Annotated in this window: 19 protein-coding genes; 8 read left to right on the top strand and 11 right to left on the bottom strand. The window is 69.9% G+C overall.

Going from position 1 to position 15768, the window contains the following annotated elements:
* Together M1L60_RS38760 and mraY are read left to right on the top strand one after the other, a co-directional pair.
* Positions 1 to 186, top strand: a 186-nt coding sequence (locus M1L60_RS38760) for a hypothetical protein (protein WP_253242563.1), incomplete at its 5' end; no start/stop codon positions are given.
* Between the two features lie 1174 nt (positions 187 to 1360).
* Positions 1361 to 2464 carry a phospho-N-acetylmuramoyl-pentapeptide-transferase gene (gene mraY, locus M1L60_RS38765; RefSeq protein ID WP_253242564.1) on the top strand — a complete coding sequence of 368 codons (1104 nt, stop codon included), beginning with the start codon at positions 1361 to 1363 and terminating at the stop codon, positions 2462 to 2464.
* Between the two features lie 87 nt (positions 2465 to 2551).
* On the opposite strand, the gene tyrS is transcribed toward mraY, so the two are convergent.
* Positions 2552 to 3808 (bottom strand): tyrosine--tRNA ligase, encoded by a 1257-nt coding sequence (gene tyrS / locus M1L60_RS38770; RefSeq protein ID WP_253242565.1) that lies wholly within the window; start codon positions 3806 to 3808, stop codon positions 2552 to 2554.
* Positions 3809 to 3911: 103 nt separating this feature from the next.
* On the opposite strand from tyrS, the gene M1L60_RS38775 reads away from it, so the two are divergent.
* Positions 3912 to 4661 carry a polyphosphate kinase 2 family protein gene (locus M1L60_RS38775; protein WP_253242566.1) on the top strand — a complete coding sequence of 250 codons (750 nt, stop codon included), beginning with the start codon at positions 3912 to 3914 and terminating at the stop codon, positions 4659 to 4661.
* Here the strand turns inward: M1L60_RS38775 and M1L60_RS38780 are convergent.
* From M1L60_RS38780 to M1L60_RS38790, 3 genes are read right to left on the bottom strand one after another with little or no spacing between them, the layout of a single operon-like run.
* Positions 4651 to 5307, bottom strand: coding sequence for an adenylate kinase family protein (locus M1L60_RS38780; protein WP_253242567.1), 657 nt, complete (start codon positions 5305 to 5307; stop codon positions 4651 to 4653). The two genes, M1L60_RS38775 and M1L60_RS38780, sit on opposite strands and share 11 nt — an antisense overlap.
* Position 5308: 1 nt before the next feature.
* A complete protein-coding gene (locus M1L60_RS38785) occupies positions 5309 to 5908 on the bottom strand; it encodes a hypothetical protein (RefSeq protein WP_253242568.1) in 600 nt (199 codons plus the stop codon).
* Positions 5909 to 5960: 52 nt separating this feature from the next.
* Entirely contained in the window at positions 5961 to 6437 is a 477-nt protein-coding gene (locus M1L60_RS38790; protein WP_253242677.1) for a type II toxin-antitoxin system PemK/MazF family toxin, read from the bottom strand.
* A 31-nt stretch (positions 6438 to 6468) separates the two neighbouring features.
* Between M1L60_RS38790 and M1L60_RS38795 the strand changes: the two genes are divergently transcribed.
* Positions 6469 to 7053, top strand: coding sequence for a nucleotidyltransferase domain-containing protein (locus M1L60_RS38795; RefSeq protein ID WP_253242569.1), 585 nt, complete (start codon positions 6469 to 6471; stop codon positions 7051 to 7053).
* A 3-nt stretch (positions 7054 to 7056) separates the two neighbouring features.
* Here the strand turns inward: M1L60_RS38795 and M1L60_RS38800 are convergent, their stop codons facing one another.
* On the bottom strand, positions 7057 to 7806 hold the full coding sequence (locus M1L60_RS38800) for a beta/alpha barrel domain-containing protein (RefSeq protein WP_253242570.1): 750 nt from the start codon (positions 7804 to 7806) through the stop codon (positions 7057 to 7059).
* Positions 7807 to 7863: 57 nt separating this feature from the next.
* On the opposite strand from M1L60_RS38800, the gene M1L60_RS38805 reads away from it, so the two are divergent.
* From M1L60_RS38805 to M1L60_RS38815, 3 genes are read left to right on the top strand one after another with little or no spacing between them, the layout of a single operon-like run.
* Positions 7864 to 8466 (top strand): DNA-3-methyladenine glycosylase, encoded by a 603-nt coding sequence (locus M1L60_RS38805; RefSeq protein ID WP_253242571.1) that lies wholly within the window; start codon positions 7864 to 7866, stop codon positions 8464 to 8466.
* Positions 8467 to 8486: 20 nt separating this feature from the next.
* Positions 8487 to 9233 carry a RibD family protein gene (locus tag M1L60_RS38810; protein WP_253242572.1) on the top strand — a complete coding sequence of 249 codons (747 nt, stop codon included), beginning with the start codon at positions 8487 to 8489 and terminating at the stop codon, positions 9231 to 9233.
* Positions 9234 to 9273: 40 nt separating this feature from the next.
* Positions 9274 to 9828: a hypothetical protein gene (locus M1L60_RS38815; protein WP_253242573.1), complete on the top strand. Its 555-nt coding sequence runs from the start codon at positions 9274 to 9276 to the stop codon at positions 9826 to 9828.
* Here the strand turns inward: M1L60_RS38815 and M1L60_RS38820 are convergent.
* The 5 genes from M1L60_RS38820 to M1L60_RS38840 are packed head-to-tail and all read right to left on the bottom strand — an operon-like array spanning position 9814 to position 14392.
* Entirely contained in the window at positions 9814 to 10566 is a 753-nt protein-coding gene (locus M1L60_RS38820) for a hypothetical protein (protein ID WP_253242574.1), read from the bottom strand. The genes M1L60_RS38815 and M1L60_RS38820 overlap by 15 nt on opposite strands.
* Before the next feature lie 20 nt (positions 10567 to 10586).
* Complete coding sequence (locus M1L60_RS38825; protein ID WP_253242575.1) at positions 10587 to 11387, bottom strand: ABC transporter permease; 801 nt, start codon at positions 11385 to 11387, stop codon at positions 10587 to 10589.
* A complete protein-coding gene (locus M1L60_RS38830; protein ID WP_253242576.1) occupies positions 11384 to 12223 on the bottom strand; it encodes an ABC transporter permease in 840 nt (279 codons plus the stop codon). Before M1L60_RS38830 ends, M1L60_RS38825 begins: the two co-directional genes overlap by 4 nt.
* On the bottom strand, positions 12202 to 13401 hold the full coding sequence (locus tag M1L60_RS38835) for an ABC transporter substrate-binding protein (protein WP_253242577.1): 1200 nt from the start codon (positions 13399 to 13401) through the stop codon (positions 12202 to 12204). Before M1L60_RS38835 ends, M1L60_RS38830 begins: the two co-directional genes overlap by 22 nt.
* Positions 13391 to 14392: an ABC transporter ATP-binding protein gene (locus M1L60_RS38840; RefSeq protein WP_253242578.1), complete on the bottom strand. Its 1002-nt coding sequence runs from the start codon at positions 14390 to 14392 to the stop codon at positions 13391 to 13393. The genes M1L60_RS38835 and M1L60_RS38840 overlap by 11 nt, the downstream gene beginning before the upstream one ends.
* Before the next feature lie 89 nt (positions 14393 to 14481).
* On the opposite strand from M1L60_RS38840, the gene M1L60_RS38845 reads away from it, so the two are divergent.
* Entirely contained in the window at positions 14482 to 15504 is a 1023-nt protein-coding gene (locus tag M1L60_RS38845; protein ID WP_253242579.1) for a PucR family transcriptional regulator, read from the top strand.
* Here the strand turns inward: M1L60_RS38845 and M1L60_RS38850 are convergent, their stop codons facing one another.
* Positions 15505 to 15711: a hypothetical protein gene (locus M1L60_RS38850; protein WP_253242580.1), complete on the bottom strand. Its 207-nt coding sequence runs from the start codon at positions 15709 to 15711 to the stop codon at positions 15505 to 15507. It abuts the gene before it with no gap.
* Between the last annotated feature and the right edge of the window lie 57 nt (positions 15712 to 15768).

Raw genomic sequence — 15768 nt, forward strand, 5'->3', positions numbered from 1 at the left:
AATTGGCACTGGCTTATCAAGCACCCTGTTGAGTTCTCAAAGAACAACCGCTACCCGGCTAACCGCTCCGGGGCACTTGCTCGACTTTACTTGGGCTTTTCCTTCTCGTCAAACCCGGGTAACTTCCCGGAAATTCACGATCCAGAACTGCTCAAGCCCGCAAGAATCTACACCAGCTATTGCTGAGGCAATTTCTCGGGTTCCCCCAGGACGGCCGCTCCGGGCCTCCGAAGAGTCCCGCTCGCTCGCCCGTCTCCCTGGCGGCTCGGTAAACATTACAGGCCCCTGGCATGGACACCAAATCGACCCCCTGCGAACCACGTCACAGAACCCCGTTCGGCCAAGATCCTCAGGTCCGACACTCGCCGACCGACGCCGTTTCCGCAGTTCAAGCCGCATTCGATCAACGCCGGCGCCCATCGTGCCCAGCCCACCCTCCCTAGGGGGACCCCCGTTGGTCAGTGTGGAGGAAACGGACGATCTTTGCGGGCGCGAGCTGCCCTTCCTGTGGACGGCGCGGAATTGTGGACAACGCGCAAGATCGGAACTACGCGGTGTATTCAATGCCGGCAAAGTTCGCGTTCACCAGACTGGGAGCACAAGACCACGCGTAGGCCGCCTGGTCGGCGTGACACCGGCGAAGCGCGACGTCAGGCTGCTCGCGTCAATCCGGCACTACGCCAGTCAGGCACCACACGGGCTGGTCGCGCCAGTCCGGCACTACGTCAGTCCGGCTCGATTTCAGGCTGGTCGGGCCAGTCCGGCACTACGTCAGTCCGGCACCACTCGGTCTGGTCGGGCCAGTCGGCACTACGTCAGTCCGGCACGATGTCAGGCTGGTCGCGTCGGTCCGATACGACGCGGCGCCAGCCAGTCCGGCACTGCGGGAAGCCACCTGGGGACCAAGACAGCAAGGACGAACCGGTCCGGCAGCTCGTAGGGCAGGCCGAGGCCAGCCCGGGAGCAATGCCGGCCTGGCCTCGGCGCACGCCTCTACCTCTTGACGACACACGAAGCTCGCCGGTCCAGAACCACAAGACCAGTTGGTTCAGAGCCAAGAGGTCAGCTGGTCCAGCGCCAAGCGCGGTCGGTCGAGCCAGCCCCCGGAAGGACGGAGCGGCAGCACGTCGAGCAAGGTGGGGAGCGGGCCGACACGGCGGCGGCTGGACAGGCGGGCGGGCGGAGTTGAGCGGGTCGTGGGTGGTGAGTTGTCGCGGCACGAGGGTGGGCGGGGGTGCTTCGCTGGGGGTTGGATGGCAAGCTCCTCTTCCGTGATTGAAGATCTCCCGAGGGACTACCGGTGCGGGCCGCCGGTCCGGATGCTCGAGCTCGTTGGGCCGGATCCCGTGCGGGTGGCGTCGTGAGGGCGGTCATCGTCGCGGCGGCGGTCGCGTTTCTTGTCTCGCTGTTCGTCACGCCGGTGGCTATCCGGGTGTTCTCCGCGCTCAAGGCGGGTCAGCCCATCCGGTCGATCGGGCTGGCCAGCAATGAGGGCAAGCGCGGGACCCCGACGATGGGTGGGGTCGCGTTCATCGTGGCGACCGTCATCGCCTATGTCGCGGGGCACATCGCGCTGACCACCCTCCCCGAGCGGCAGATCGCGCAGGAGGAGCCGACGATGACGGCCTTCGTCCTGCTGGGACTGTTCGTCTGCTGTGGCGCGGTCGGGTTCCTCGACGACTTCCTCAAGGTGCGCCGGCGTAACTCGGACGGGTTGAGCGCCAAGGGCAAGCTGCTCGGCCAGGGGCTCGTCGGCGTCGGGTTCGGCGTTGTCGCGCTCTATTTCGTCAGCACCAACGGGCAGACGGTGGCCAGCGAGAACATCTCGTTGGTCAGGGACATCAGCTGGCTGGACGTCGGGAAGTTCGGTTCGGTGCTCGTGTTCGTCTTCGTCATCACGGCGATGTCGAACGGCGTGAACCTCACCGACGGCCTCGATGGGCTGGCGACCGGCGTCTCCGTGCTGGTGTTCGCGGCGTACGCGTTGATCGGCTTCTGGCAGTACCGGCACTGGTGCGCGGACGAGGCCTACTCGCGGGCCAACGACTACTGCTACCAGGTGCGCGATCCGCTGGAGATCGCGATGATCTCGGCCGCGGCGGCCGCCGCTTGTCTGGGGTTTCTCTGGTGGAACACGTCGCCGGCGCGGATCTTCATGGGCGACGTGGGGTCGCTCGCGCTCGGCGGCCTGATGGGCGGGTTGGCGGTGGCCACCCGCACCACGCTGCTGACGATCCTGATCGGCGGGCTATTCGTGCTCATCACGGTGACCTGGGTGATCCAGATCGTGTCGTACCGCACCACCGGGCGGCGGGTCTTCCGGATGGTGCCGCTGCACCACCACTTCGAGTTGGCCGGGTGGAGCGAGGTCAACATCGTGATCCGGTTCTGGATCATCGCGGGGGTCGGCGTGGCGGCGGGCCTGAGCCTGTTCTACGCCGACTTCCTGACGGCCACCGGGTAGAGGCGCGGACTTTCCTGACGGCCGCCGGGTAAGGGCGCCGACTTCCTGACGGCCACCGGGTGGGCGGCCGTCAGGACGACGGGCCGGTCAGGCGGAGTACTCGACGCCGGCGAAGGTGCGCTTGCCCCGGCGCAGGACCAGGAACTGGCCGTGCAGCAGGGTGTCGGCGCCGGGCACGGCCTCACCGTCGGTGATGCGTTCGTTGTTGACGTAGGCGCCGCCCTCGGTGATGGTGCGCCGGGCCTCGTTGGCGCTGGCCACCAGGCCCGTTTCCTTCAGCAGCGTGCTGTAGTTCGGCATCTCACCGCGTACGGGAAGAAGCCCGGCCTCGCCCAGAGCGGCCCGCAACGTCTCGGCCGAGAGTGAATCGAGCGACCCGCGACCGAACAGCGCCTGGCTGGCCATGACGGCCTGCTCGGCCTCGGTGTCGCCGTGGACCAGCGCGGTGATCTCGAGGGCGAGGGCGCGCTGGGCCAGCCGGGCCTGGGGGCGGTCGGCGGTGGCCTTCTCAAGCTCTTCCAGCTCTTCGCGGCTCTTGAAGCTGAAGAACCGCAGGTAGTTGTTCACGTCGCGGTCGTCGGCGTTGATCCAGAACTGGTAGAACGCGTACGGGCTGGTCATCTCGGGGTCGAGCCAGACCGCGCCGCCCTCGCTCTTGCCGAACTTGGTGCCGTCAGCCTTGAGCACCAGCGGGGTGGTGAACGCGTGGACCGGGCCGGCGCCGCGGCGGCGCACGAAGTCGACGCCGGCGGTGATATTGCCCCACTGGTCGGAGCCGCCGAACTGGAGCATGCAGCCGTGCCGCTGATGCAGCTGGTAGAAGTCGTTGGCCTGCAGCAGCTGGTAGCTGAACTCGGTGAAGCTGATGCCGCTCTCGAGCCGGTTGCGCACCACGTCGCGGGCCAGCATCTTGTTGACCGGGAAGTGCTTGCCGACGTCACGCAGGAACTCGATGACCGAGGTCGGGCCCGTCCAGTCGAGGTTGTTGACCAGCGTGGCCGCGCTGTCGCCGTCGTACGTGACGAACGGTGCGAGCTGGGCGCGAATACGCTCGACCCAGCCCTGGACCACCTCCGGCGAGTTGAGAGAGCGCTCGGCCGACTCGCGGGGGTCGCCGATCTGGCCGGTGGCCCCGCCGACCAGCAGCAGCGGGCGGTGACCGGCGCGCTGGAGCCGGCCGGCCGTGATGACCTGCATGAGGTGACCGACGTGCAGCGACGCGGCGGTGGGGTCGAAACCCACATAGAACGTGATCGGGTCGCCGGTGAGGGCCTCGGCCAGGGCGGCCGGGTCGGTCGAATCCTGGATCAGTCCACGCCATGTCAGGTCGTCTAGGAGAGTCACCAGGCGATTGTCCCGCACGGCCCGGTGGCGAGGACACCGGGTTTCGGCGCTCCCAAGAAAAGCCGGAGCTGCGGAACTGGCGCGACGGGGACATGCTGTACGGATGAGTCGCCTGGGTAGCGGTGAACCGCCGATCGAGATCTCGAAGAAGAAGGCCGTGGCCCGCCTCGAGGAGGCACAGCAGCGCATGTTGCGGCTGCGGCTGCTCCTCGGCGGTCAGATCGGTGATCAGAAGATCGGGCCGCCGCTGTGCTGTGTCTTCGAGGGCTGGGACGCGTCGGGCAAGGGTGGCGCCATCAAGCGGCTGGTCGCCCCGCTCGACCCGCGCTTCGTCCGGGTGTCACAGTTCGCCGCGCCCACGTACGACGAGAAACGCCACCACTTCCTGTGGCGTTTCTGGCCGAAGTTGCCGGGCTGGGGCGGCATGGCCGTGTTCGACCGCTCCTGGTACGGGCGGGTCCTGGTCGAGCGGGTCGAGGGGTTCGCGTCCAAGGAGCAGTGGTCGCGGGCCTACAACGAGATCGTCGAGTTCGAGCGGACGCTTGTGCACGAGGGCATGATCATGGTCAAGTTCTGGATGCACGTCTCGCCCGAGGAGCAGCTGCGCCGCTTCGAGGACAGGTCGGGCGACCCGCTACGGCAGTGGAAGCTGACCGACGAGGACTGGCGCAACCGCGAGAAGCGACCCTCGTACGAGGCCGCGATCGACGAGATGCTGGAGCGCACCGACCCGACGTGGGCGCCGTGGCACGTCATCCCCGGCAACGACAAGCACTACGCGCGTTTCGCCGTGGTCGAGGCGGTCTGCGACGCGGTCGAGGCCGAGCTGACCAAGCGCGGAATCAAGTACTAGCCGGCTTGTAGGCCGGCAGGCCCAGCGTCTCGCGGATGGACTGCTGCACCTCGTCGGCCGAGGCGCACGCGTCGATGTCGTGGATGAACTCCTTGCGGGCGAAGAGCTCGAGCACCGGGCGGGTCTTCTCGTGGTAGTCCCGCAGCCGGGAGTTGAGCGCCTCGGGGGTGTCGTCGGCCCGGGTGATCAGCTCGTGGCCGCAGATGTCGCAGCGGCCCTCGACCTCAGGCCGGTCGGCGATGAGGTTGTAGTCCATGCCGCAGTTGGGGCACAGCCGGCGGCTGAGCACGCGGCGGCGGACCTCGTCGTCGGGGAGCTCGAGGTGGATGACGCCGTCGATGTCGTAGCGCTCCATGAAGAATTCGGCCTGCCGCCCGTTGCGCGGGAAGCCGTCGATGATGAAGCCGAAGTTCCAGTCGTGGTTGTCGAGCCGTTCGCGGACGACCGACTCGACCAGGTCGTCGCTGACCAGCTCGCCGGCGGTCATCGTGCGGCGCACCTGGGCGCCCAGTTTGGTGTGGTTCTGCACGTTCCACCGGAAGATGTCGCCGACGGAGATGTGCACCAGGTCGAGGTCGCGGCAGAGCAGCTCGCTCTGGGTGCCCTTGCCGCTGCCCTGAACTCCCATGATCACGAATTTGCGCATGTCAGCCCTCTCCGTCGGCCGCGCCGATGCGCAGCGGTCCCGGCGCCGCGCGGCCGGTCAGGGTGGTCGGGTCGATGCTCCAGGCCCCGGCCACGGCGAGCACGTCCTTCTCGCCCACCAGGACAGTGGTCTCTTCTTCCAGTACGCCGGGCAGGCCGGCCTCGCGTTCGGCCGGGTCGGGCTCGCCGTGCCAGGACGTGACCTCACCGGTCTGCCCCACATACCCGAAAGTGCGGATCAGCTCACCCTCGGCGGCGCGCTGCCAGCGGTGCAGTTCGGTGACCCGGTGGGTGGCGAAGAACTGCACCTCGGCGCCGAGCGTGGCCGAGAGCGCGACGACGTCGACGGAGACGTCGGGCCGCAGCAGCCAGCGGCCGGTGGCCAGCACCCACTGCTCGTCGCGGGCGCCGGGCAGGGGCGGGGTGACAGCCACCCGGTCGTCGGTGAGGTGGGCCAGGTCGATGCCGTCGCGCCACGGCACCGGGCCGAGGTCGCGCAGGCCGAGAGCGGCGATCACCGATTCCGGTGTCGCGCCCGGCCGATGACGGACGGCGAGCCAGGCCTGCTTGCCGCCGAAACCGGTCATTACGTCCTTAACCATGGCCCCAACGCTATCCGGTCCGCGCGGGCGGCTGTCCACCGAAGGTGCGCGCTCAGCGCCAGCCGTACTCCTGGCGTAGCCGAGCGGCAACCTCGTCGAACCGGGACCGGTCGAGGATCGCGCCCTCGCGGCGGATGCCGTCCTGGTCGACCTCGATCACCCGATCGAGGCGGATGTAACTCGGGCGGTCCTCGCGGTCCCAGGCGCCGGTGCCGATCGGCAGCCAGTTGTGTTCCCCACCGCGGCGATCCTGCGACGAGAGCATGAGACCCAGCACCTCGCGACCGGAGCGGCCGACCACCAGGACCGGGCGGTCCTTGCCCTGGGCGGGGTCGTCCTCGTAGGGGACCCAGGTCCAGACGATCTCGCCCGGATCGGCGTCGCCGTCGAGATCGGGCGAATACTCGATGCGACGGCCGCGGTCACCGGTCGGTACATGACGGGGCCGGGAAGCCGGCTTGGGCGCTTGCGCGGGGACGCGGGCCGGGGCGACACGTTCCGCCACCCGGCGCAGCAAGGTCTTGAGCATCTTGGCCACGCGTGAACTCTAGGCTGCCGGTATGACACCGGACATCGACGCCTGGCTGCCGTGGCACCCGCGGCAGGTCGCCGAGCGCCTCGCCGGGGTCGGCGTGCCCTGGTACGTGGCCGGCGGCTGGGCCGTCGACCTGCACCTGGGCGGCGGCCTGCGCGAGCACGAGGACCTCGAGATCGGCGTGCCGCGGGAGCGGTTCGCGCCGATCGCGGGGCGCTTCCCCGAACTGGCCTTCTATGTCGCGGGCGACGGCCGGGTGGCGCCGGCCACCCCGGCCGCCCTGGCCGAGCAGTATCAGACCTGGGCCTACGACCCGGCGGCCGACGGGTGGCGCTTCGACGTGTTCCGGGAGCCGCACGACGGCGACGTCTGGATCTCCCGCCGCCACGAGAGCCTGCGCCGGCCGTACGCGGAACTGGTGCGCACCGACCGTGACGGCATCCCCTACCTCAGCCCCGAGGTGGTGTTGCTCTTCAAGGCCAAGCATCGCCGGCCCAAGGACGAGCAGGACTTCGCGGCCGTCGCCCCCGTCCTCACCGCCGGTGAGCGGGAGTGGCTGAACGACGCGTTACGCCTGGTCCACCCCGGTCACGCCTGGATCTCCGAGTAGGGGCTAGAGCCGGGCCATCACCTCGCGCGCCGCGCGGATCAGTTCGGCCGCGCGGGCCTGGGCCGCTTCAGCGCGGTCGAGCGTCTCCTGGTAGCGGTGCTGCCGCTTCACCTTCGGGTGCAGGGTCGACCGCAAGCGCCGGCTGCCGCTGGGGCGGCGGTCGATCCCGTACTCCTTGAGCAGTTCCCGCACTGCCTCGGCGCTCACGCCCTCCTGGTCGCCGATGCGCTGGCAGCTCAGTTCCTCGATCTGATAGAGCCGGACCAGCCGCTCGCGGGTGAGGCGGCGGCGCAGGCGCGGGGCGGGGCCGGGACGGCCGGTCGAGAGGCGGTAGCGGGCGAGCCGGTAGCGCACCTGGCGCACGGTGGTGCCGGTCAGCGCGGCCACCTGGGCGGCGGTGAACCCCTCGCGGGTGATCCAGTCGCGCAGCAGGTGCTCGGGCAGCGGGTCCTCGGGCGAGCCGACCACGAAGTAGTTGCGGTCGGGCACCAGCACGGCCGCGGCGACCAGGCGCTCACGGACCGCGTCGGGCGGGATGCCGGTCTCGACGGCGACCCGGGACGCGAGCATGCCGGCCCGCCACAGGCCGGTGAGACGTTCCTGCGACACGTACATCGTGGCGGCGGTGATGCCGTAGCGGCGGAGCCAGCCGTACCCGGCGGCCCGGCTCAGCCCGAGCCGGGAGCCGACCTCGGAGGCAGGGACGCTCTCGCGCAGCACCCATCGCTGGAGCTGATCCGGATCCGGACGCATCGCTCACCCCCTGCCTCGCCATCATCGCGTGTTTTCCGGATGTGCTTGGCTGTTCCGGTGAACGAATCCTGGCTCGATCTTCCCGCGGGCGCGGTCGACGAGGCCGCCCGCCTGCTGCTGGGGCGGCACGTCACGGCGAATCACGTCACCGTACGGCTGACCGAGGTCGAGGCCTACAGCGGTCTGGGCGAGGATCCGGCCTCGCACGCGCACCGCGGCAAGACCAAGCGCACCGAGGTCATGTTCGGACCGGCCGGTTTCCTGTACGTCTATCAGATCTACGGCATGTACCTCTGCGCGAACATCGTCTGTGGCGAGGAGGGCCGCGCCGCCGCCGTGCTGCTGCGCGCGGGCGAGGTCGTCGACGGTCTCACGTACGCCCAGGACCGCCGCCCGGCCGCGCGCAAGCGCACCGACCTGGCCGCCGGGCCGGCCAAGCTCATGCAGGTGCTGGCGCTCGACCGCAGCGCCAACGGGACGTCCGTGGTCGACGGCACCGGCCCGCTCACCGTGACCGACGGCCCGGACACGCCGTTCGTGATCGAGGCCGGGCCGCGGGTCGGGGTCACCTCGGCCCACGACGTGCCCTGGCGCTTCTGGATCAAAGGCGACCCGACGGTCAGCACCTACCGGCGGCACACACCCCGGAAAGTGTCGTAAGGCGCTGCTACCAAGGAGGCATGGAAAAGCCTCGCGTTGTCGTGTCCGTCACCACCACCGTCGACGGGCGGGTCAGCCTGCGCCGCGACCGTCCCCTGATGACCACCGAGGACGGCAAGGTCTGGGAGACGTTACGGCCGCCCAGCGCTCAGGCCGTCGACGAGGCGCGCACGGCCCAGCTCGAGCGGCTCTACTCCCCCACCGTCACGCTCGAGGGCAGCGGGTCGATGGTGCCGCCGTCGGCCGGTCCGCTCACCGGGCTGCCACCGGCCGGCTCCGACGACGTGTACGACGACTTCCTGGCGGTCGAGGCCGAGCGCTGGTTCGCCGTGGTCGACGGCCGGGGCCGGGTGCGGTGGACGATGAAAGAGGCCGGCGGGCAACACCTGCTGGTGCTCGTCTCGCACGCGACGCCGGCCGCCTACCTGGCCTATCTGCGCCGCGAGGGCATCAGTTACCTGGTCGCCGGCACCCAGCGGGTCGATCTGGGGGCGGCCCTGCGCCGGATGCGCTCGCGGCTGGGGGTCACCTGCGTGGTCTCCTCGGGCGGCGGCGGGATCAACGGCGCCCTGCTGCGGGCCGGCCTGGTCGACGAGATCCAGCTGGTCGTGCTGCCGGCCGCGATCGGCGGCGCCGGCACGCCGGGGCTGTTCGACGGGCCCGCGCTGGCCGACGGCGAGTTCCCGACCCGGCTGCGCCTGCTGTCCTCGCACACCGAGGCCGACGGCACGCTGTGGCTGCGCTACGACGTGGCCCGCTCTCGCTGAAACGGCCACACCGGGGCGGCCGGGCCGATACCGTCCGGGCATGATTCCCCAGCGCTGGATGCTCGTGTGCGCCGCGATGTGCTCCGCCGGCCTGCTGTGGTCGGCCGTGCTCATCGCCACCCTGATGGCCGGGGCGAGCCTGGTGCCGACCGGGGTCGCGGTCGGCGTGGCCGCGGCGCTGACGGTGCCCGGGGTGATCGCCGGCGTGATCGGCAACCGCTGGTACTACCGCACGACGCGCCCGCGCAGCCGGTGGAGCCTGACGTCGTGGGTGCCGCCGCACGTGCCGCACTGGGCGAGCATGCTGGCCGGGGTGTTGTTCTTCGCGTTCTGGCTGGCCGTGGTGGTGGCCTTCGCCGGGCTCGACGGCACGACCGAGCTGCGCGACGGCCAGTACGTGCTGACCGTCGACGACCGCACCACGGTGGTGACCGAGTCCGACTACTCCCACCAGGGCGACCTCGAGCAGCAGATCTCGCTGGGTGTGCTGGGCGCGCTGGCCGTCGGGGGCACGTTTATGACCGGCGCCGTGGTGACCCATCACGCCGCGCCGCAGCCGACCGAGACCCAGTCGGCCGGGCTACCGCTGGCCTGAGTCGATCGCCCAGCGCAGGAACTCGTACGTCTCCCGCCCCCGCTCGGCCGGGTCGCTGTAGGCCGTCGGGTCGTCCGGGCGTTCGCGGATGCGCAGCGCGTCGAGGCCGAGGCGGCGCCAGCGCTCGTCCAGCTCGGCCACGATGTAGCGCCCGGCCCCGCTCTTCGAAGTCAGCTCGTCCTTGGCCAGCAGGTGGTGCAGACGGGCCACGCCCAGCACCACCCAGCCGACGGACGGCTCGTGCCGGCCCAGTTCGCCCAGGTCGCCGCCCTGTTCGATCTGGGTCAGGATCGAGCGCCAGTACGTGTCGAGGTTGTTCCGGGTGAACTCGCGCAGCTCGGCCCGGTCGGTGTGCACGGGTGGCAGCTCGCCCCGGATCACGACGGCCCGCTCGGCCAGCTCGTGCCAGGTCACCGGGTTGATGTCGATCCTGCCGTCGGGGTCGAACTCGCCCTGGAAGAAGACCGGCCGCCGCCCTACGGTCAGCGCCGAGACGGCCAGGTCGTCCGGCGCGCAGTGGAAGCCGTCGAAGACCAACTCAGGATGGCGGGCCTTGGTCGCCGCGTGCGCCTCGGCCAGCGCGGTGTGATCCGGCGGTTTGCTCCACACGCCCACGAAGTCGACGTCGCTGCCGGCGAAGAACTCGCCCCAGCAGATCGACCCGTGCAGGAACAGCCCGGTCAGCGCCTCGGGCTGGCGGGCGTCGATCTCTTCCAGGAACGTACGGGCGACATCCACGCGGCGCACCTTAGCGAAAATCAGGTACGGCTGGCGCCCGCTTCGGGGCCGGCGAGGCGCTGGGCCAGCCAGACCGGGAGCACCGAGAGCACGATCAGGACGGCCGCGACCACGTTGACGACCGGGGCCTGGTTGGGGCGGAACAGGTTGTTGAAGATCCAGATGGGCAGGGTCTGGATGCCGGGCCCGGCCGTGAACGTGGTCACGATGATTTCGTCGAACGACAAGGCGAACGCCAGCAGCCCGCCGGCCAGCAGGGCCGAGCGCAGCATCGGGAACGTGATGTAGCGGAACGTCTGGAACGGCGACGCGCCCAGGTCGGCCGAGGCCTCCTCGAGGTTGACGCCGCTGCGGCGCAGCCGGGCCAGAACGTTGTTGTAGACGGTGACCACGCAGAACGTGGCGTGCCCGACGATCACCGAGAACAGGCCCTTGCCGATGCCGAGCGGCGCGATCACCGAGCGCCAGGCGCTGTCGAGGGCGATGCCGGTGACGATGCCGGGCAGCGCGATCGGCAGCACGACCAGCAGCGACACCGTGTCCCGGCCGAAGAACTGGAAACGCTGAACAGCAAAAGCAACCATCGTTCCCAGTACGAGAGCGATCGCGGTCGCGCCGAGGCCGGCCTTGACCGACGTCCACAGGGCGTCTCGGGCGCCGCCGTTGCGCCACGCGGCCGACCACCACTGGGTGGTGAAGTCGTGCGGCGGCCAGCCGAACGTGCGATCGCCGTTGAACGAGTTGACCAGCACCAGCAGCAGCGGCACGTAAATGAAGAACAGGCCGAGCGCCATCACGGCCCGCAGAACCCACCGCGTCACAGCTCCTCCAAGGCGCCCGAGCGGCGGACCGCGGTCAGGTAGACGACCATGATGATCACGGGAATGGTGGCGATGGCCGCCGCGAACGGCAGGTTGTTGGCCGCGCCCACGTTGGCGTACACCAGGTTGCCGATCATCTGGGTCTTGCCGCCGACGATCTGGACGGTGATGTAGTCGCCCAGCGACAGCGAGAACGTGAAGATCGAACCGGCGAAGATCGAGGGCACCAGGATCGGCAGCACCACCCCGCGGAACGTCTGACCGGCCCGCCCGCCCAGGTCGGCCGAGGCCTCGAGCAGCGAGTCGGGCAGCCGCTCGAGGCCGGCGTAGATCGGCAGGATCATGTACGGCAGCCACAGGTAGGTCAGCACGATGATCACCGCGATCAGGCCGTAGCCGGGCGTGCCGACCACCGAGTCGAGGGGCCCGTCGTTGGCCAGCAGGACCCGCCAGGCGTACGCCTTGACCAGGTACGACGCCCACAGCGGGGTCAGGATGGCGATGACCAGCCAGTGCCTCGCGCGGGGTGAGGCGACCTTGGCCATGTAGTAGGCCATCGGCAGGGCCAGGGCAACACAGATCAGGGTGACCGCGACGGCCACCCCGAGGCTGCGCAGCGTGACATTGCGATAGACCTCCTCGGTGACGATGGTCCGGAAGTTCTGCAGCGAGAACTCCCGGACCACCTCGCCGGTGAAGCCGTTGACGGTCCAGAACGCCGACAGGAACAGCACGGCCAGCGCGCCCAGATACGCCACGCCCAGCCACAGCAGGGGCGCCGAGAGCAGAGCGGCCAGCTGCCACCGCCGGCGTCCTATCCCTTGATCGTCGTCCACGCCTGCGTCCAGGCCGCGTAGTCCTTGCAGGTGACGTCGGTCCGCCCGTCGACGCACTGGGCGAGCGGGGTGGTCCAGTACCAGACCTGGTCGAAGTACGCCTCGTCCTCGGCGTGGAACGTCTGGCAGTGCTCCTTGTCGGCGGTCTGCGCGCACGACAACTTGTTCGACGGCGCCTCGCCGAACCACTCGGCCACCCCGGCGTTGGCCTTGGGCGAGATGATGTGGTTCATCCACAGGTAGCCGCAGTTCGGGTGCTTGGCCTTGGACGAGATCATCCACGTGTCGGACCACCCGGTCGCGCCCTCGGTGGGCAGGATCGCCTCGACCGGCGCCTTGTCGGCCGCGGCCAGGTTGGCGATGACCTGCCAGGTGGTGCCGAGCACGGAGTCGCCGCTCTTGAAGGCCTGCACCTCTTTGGTGTAGTCCGACCAGTACTCGCCGATCAGTTCGTTCTGCTCGGTCAGCAGGTCGGTGGCCGCCTTGAACTGCGTGTCGTCCAGGGCGTACGGGTTCTTGATGTCGAGGTCGGGCTTGGTCTTCATGAGATAGAGCGCCGCGTCGGCGATGTAGATCGGGGAATCGTACGCGGTGATCTTGCCTTTGTAGGGCGAGTTGGGGTCGAAGACCGCACTCCACGAGGTCGGCGCCGGTTTGACCGTGTCGGTGCGGTACATGAGCAGGTTGGCACCCCGGCCGTGCGGCACGCCGTAAGCAGCGCCGTCGACCGAGTTCCACTGCTTGTTCTTGAGGCCCTCGAAGACGTCCTGGTAGTTGGCGATCAGATCGGTGTTGACCGGGGCCACGTCGCCGCCGTAGATCAGCCGCAGCGAGGCGTCGCCCGAGGCCGAGACCACGTCGTACTCGCCGGTCTTCATCAGCGCGACCATCTCGTCCGAGGTGCCCGCGACCTTCGTGTTGACCTGGCAGCCGGTTTCTTTCTCGAAGTCCGAGACCCAGTCCACCTTGGGGTCGGTGGAACCGTCCTCGACGTAACCGGCCCAGGCGATCACGTTGACCGTGCCCTCGCCCGCGCCGACCGCGGCCAGCTTGTCGATCTTCGGGACGCTCATGCCGCCCGGACCGGAGCCGCTGTCGCCGCCGCCGTCGTCGCCACCGCACCCGGCGAGCGCGAGCACACCCGCCGCCAGAACCGCTGTGAGAGCTCTATGCCGCACGGTTTCCTCCGATCTCGATGACATGTTCCTGCTGCCAGGTGAGCTGTACGCGTTCCCCCCGCTGCGCTTTTCCGGTACGGCGGTTCTGTTCGACCACGACCATCCGGGCCCCGGCGTCGAGGTCGACGACGAAGCGCGTGACCGGGCCGGCGTAGATGACCTCGCTGACGGTGCCCGGCGCGCCCTCGGCCCCGATGGTGATCTTCTCCGGGCGTACGGAGAAGGTGCCGTCACGGCCGGTCAGCGAGCGCGCGGCCGCGCCGGTGAGCAGGTTGGACGTACCGACGAAACCGGCCACGAACGGTGTCGCGGGTTGCTCGTAGACCGCCTCCGGCGTACCGACCTGGGCGATCCGGCCGGCGTCGAACACGGCCACCCGGTCGCTCATGGTCAGCGCCTCGTCCTGGTCGTGGGTGACGAAGACGAACGTGATGCCGACGTCGCGCTGGATCTGCTTGAGCTCGACCTGCATCTGCTCGCGCAGCTTGAGGTCGAGCGCGCCCAGCGGCTCGTCCAGCAGCAGCACCTTGGGCCGGTTGACCAGGGCCCGGGCCAGGGCCACCCGTTGCCGTTGCCCGCCCGACATCGCGCTCGGCTTCCGGCCGCCGAAGCCGGCGAGCTGGACGGCCTCGAGAGCCTGCTCCGCCCGGGCTCGGCGCTCCCGGCGCGGCACCTTGCGCACCTTCAACCCGTACTCGACGTTCTCGATCACGCTGAGGTGCGGGAACAGCGCGTAGTCCTGGAAGACCGTGTTCACGTCGCGTTCGTACGCCGGCAGTCGCGTCACGTCACGGCCGCCGAGCGCCACGGTGCCCGCGGTCGGCCGGTCGAAGCCGGCGATCATGCGCAGCACGGTGGTCTTGCCCGACCCGGACGGCCCGAGCATCGAGAAGAACTCCCCGTCGGTGATCTCGAGATCGATCCCGGCCACCGCCTCGACCGGGCCGAACGTCTTGCGGAGCCCGGACAACCGGATCGCGGGGGTGCTCATAGCAGGACCGTAGAGCCGGAACTGATCGTGGTAAACGGACAGCGGCCCAGTCCTTACGCGAGCGCGTTGTGCAGTCGTACAGTGCGCGCATGACACCGCGGGCGGATCTGCTCGACGACTACGACACCCTGGCCCGGTCGCTGCTGTCGGGCCGCGGGCTGGGGGCGCTGATCGCCGCGCTGCACCAGGTTCTCGGGGCGTCCACGATGGTCCGCGACCGGTACGGGCGGGTGCTGGCCACCGCGCCGGCCGGGGCGACCTGGCCCACCGTTCCGGCCGGGCTGCCGGTCAGCGTGGAGGACACCGTGGTGGCGTACCTCTGTTGTGGCCGGCCGCGGCGGGCCGCGGACGTTTTGCCGTACGCGGTGTCGCTGGTCGGTCTGGAACTGCGGCGCCACCAGGCCGAACTGGCCGGGCAGCGCCGGCTCGCGGGCCAGGTGCTCGAGGACCTGCTGCGCGGCTCGATCGCCACCGGCGAGGCCGAACGGCGCCTGGCCCCCTTCGGGATCCGGCCCGAGGACGAACACGCCCTGCTCGTGGCCGAAGTGGACGACGGCGCCGGCCTGGCCTCGAGCCCGCCGCTGACCGGCGCCACCACCGCCGTGCTGCACGACTGCCTGGTCGCGGTGCTCGAACCGGGCCGGTCGGCCCACGCCGCCGGGGCCGAGCTGAGCACCGGCCTGGCCCGGCACGGCGAGGTGCGGGTCGGCATCGGCGGCTGGTACCCCGGCCTCAGCGGACTGCGGCGCAGCTACTACGAGGCGTACGAGGCGATGACCCGCGGTCCCGGGCTGAACGAGCGCGCCCCGGTCAGCCTGTCCGGCCTGCTGCTCTCGGGCGACGACGGCCCGCTGCGCGACCTGGCCCGCGACGTGCTGCGCCCGCTGCGCGACTTCGACGCCACCCACGCCGGCGCCCTGGTCACAACGCTGCGCGCCTACCTGGACGCGGACGGCTCGGTGGCCACGGTCGCGGCCCGCCTGATCGTCCACCGCAACACGGTCCGCTACCGCATCGACCAGATCGAACGCCTGACCGGCCGTTCCCTGGCCCGCACCGCCGACCGGGTACAGCTTTGGCTGGCCCTGGCCGCCGCCCACCTCGACCACTGATCATTCGAAGACGAGCCGGTTCGTGTAAGGGTTGATCGTCGTGACGCCGGTGGCGGTGCGTACTTCCAGCTTGCAGCCGGTGGGGTCGCCGCGGTCGCTGGGCCACCAGGCGCCCCAGATGCCGTTGCGCAGGCTGGCCGTGATGCGCAGGCCGTTGGTCAGCAGCAGGTCGACGCCGGTGACGGCGGGGCCGCTCAGGCCGTACACCTGGAAGGGTTGGAGGTCGGGGCCGCCGGGGGCGGAGTTTCGAGTGTGCCGCCCAGC

The organism is Paractinoplanes aksuensis (assembly GCF_024137025.1).
Classification (GTDB): Bacteria; Actinomycetota; Actinomycetes; order Mycobacteriales; family Micromonosporaceae; genus Actinoplanes; species Actinoplanes aksuensis.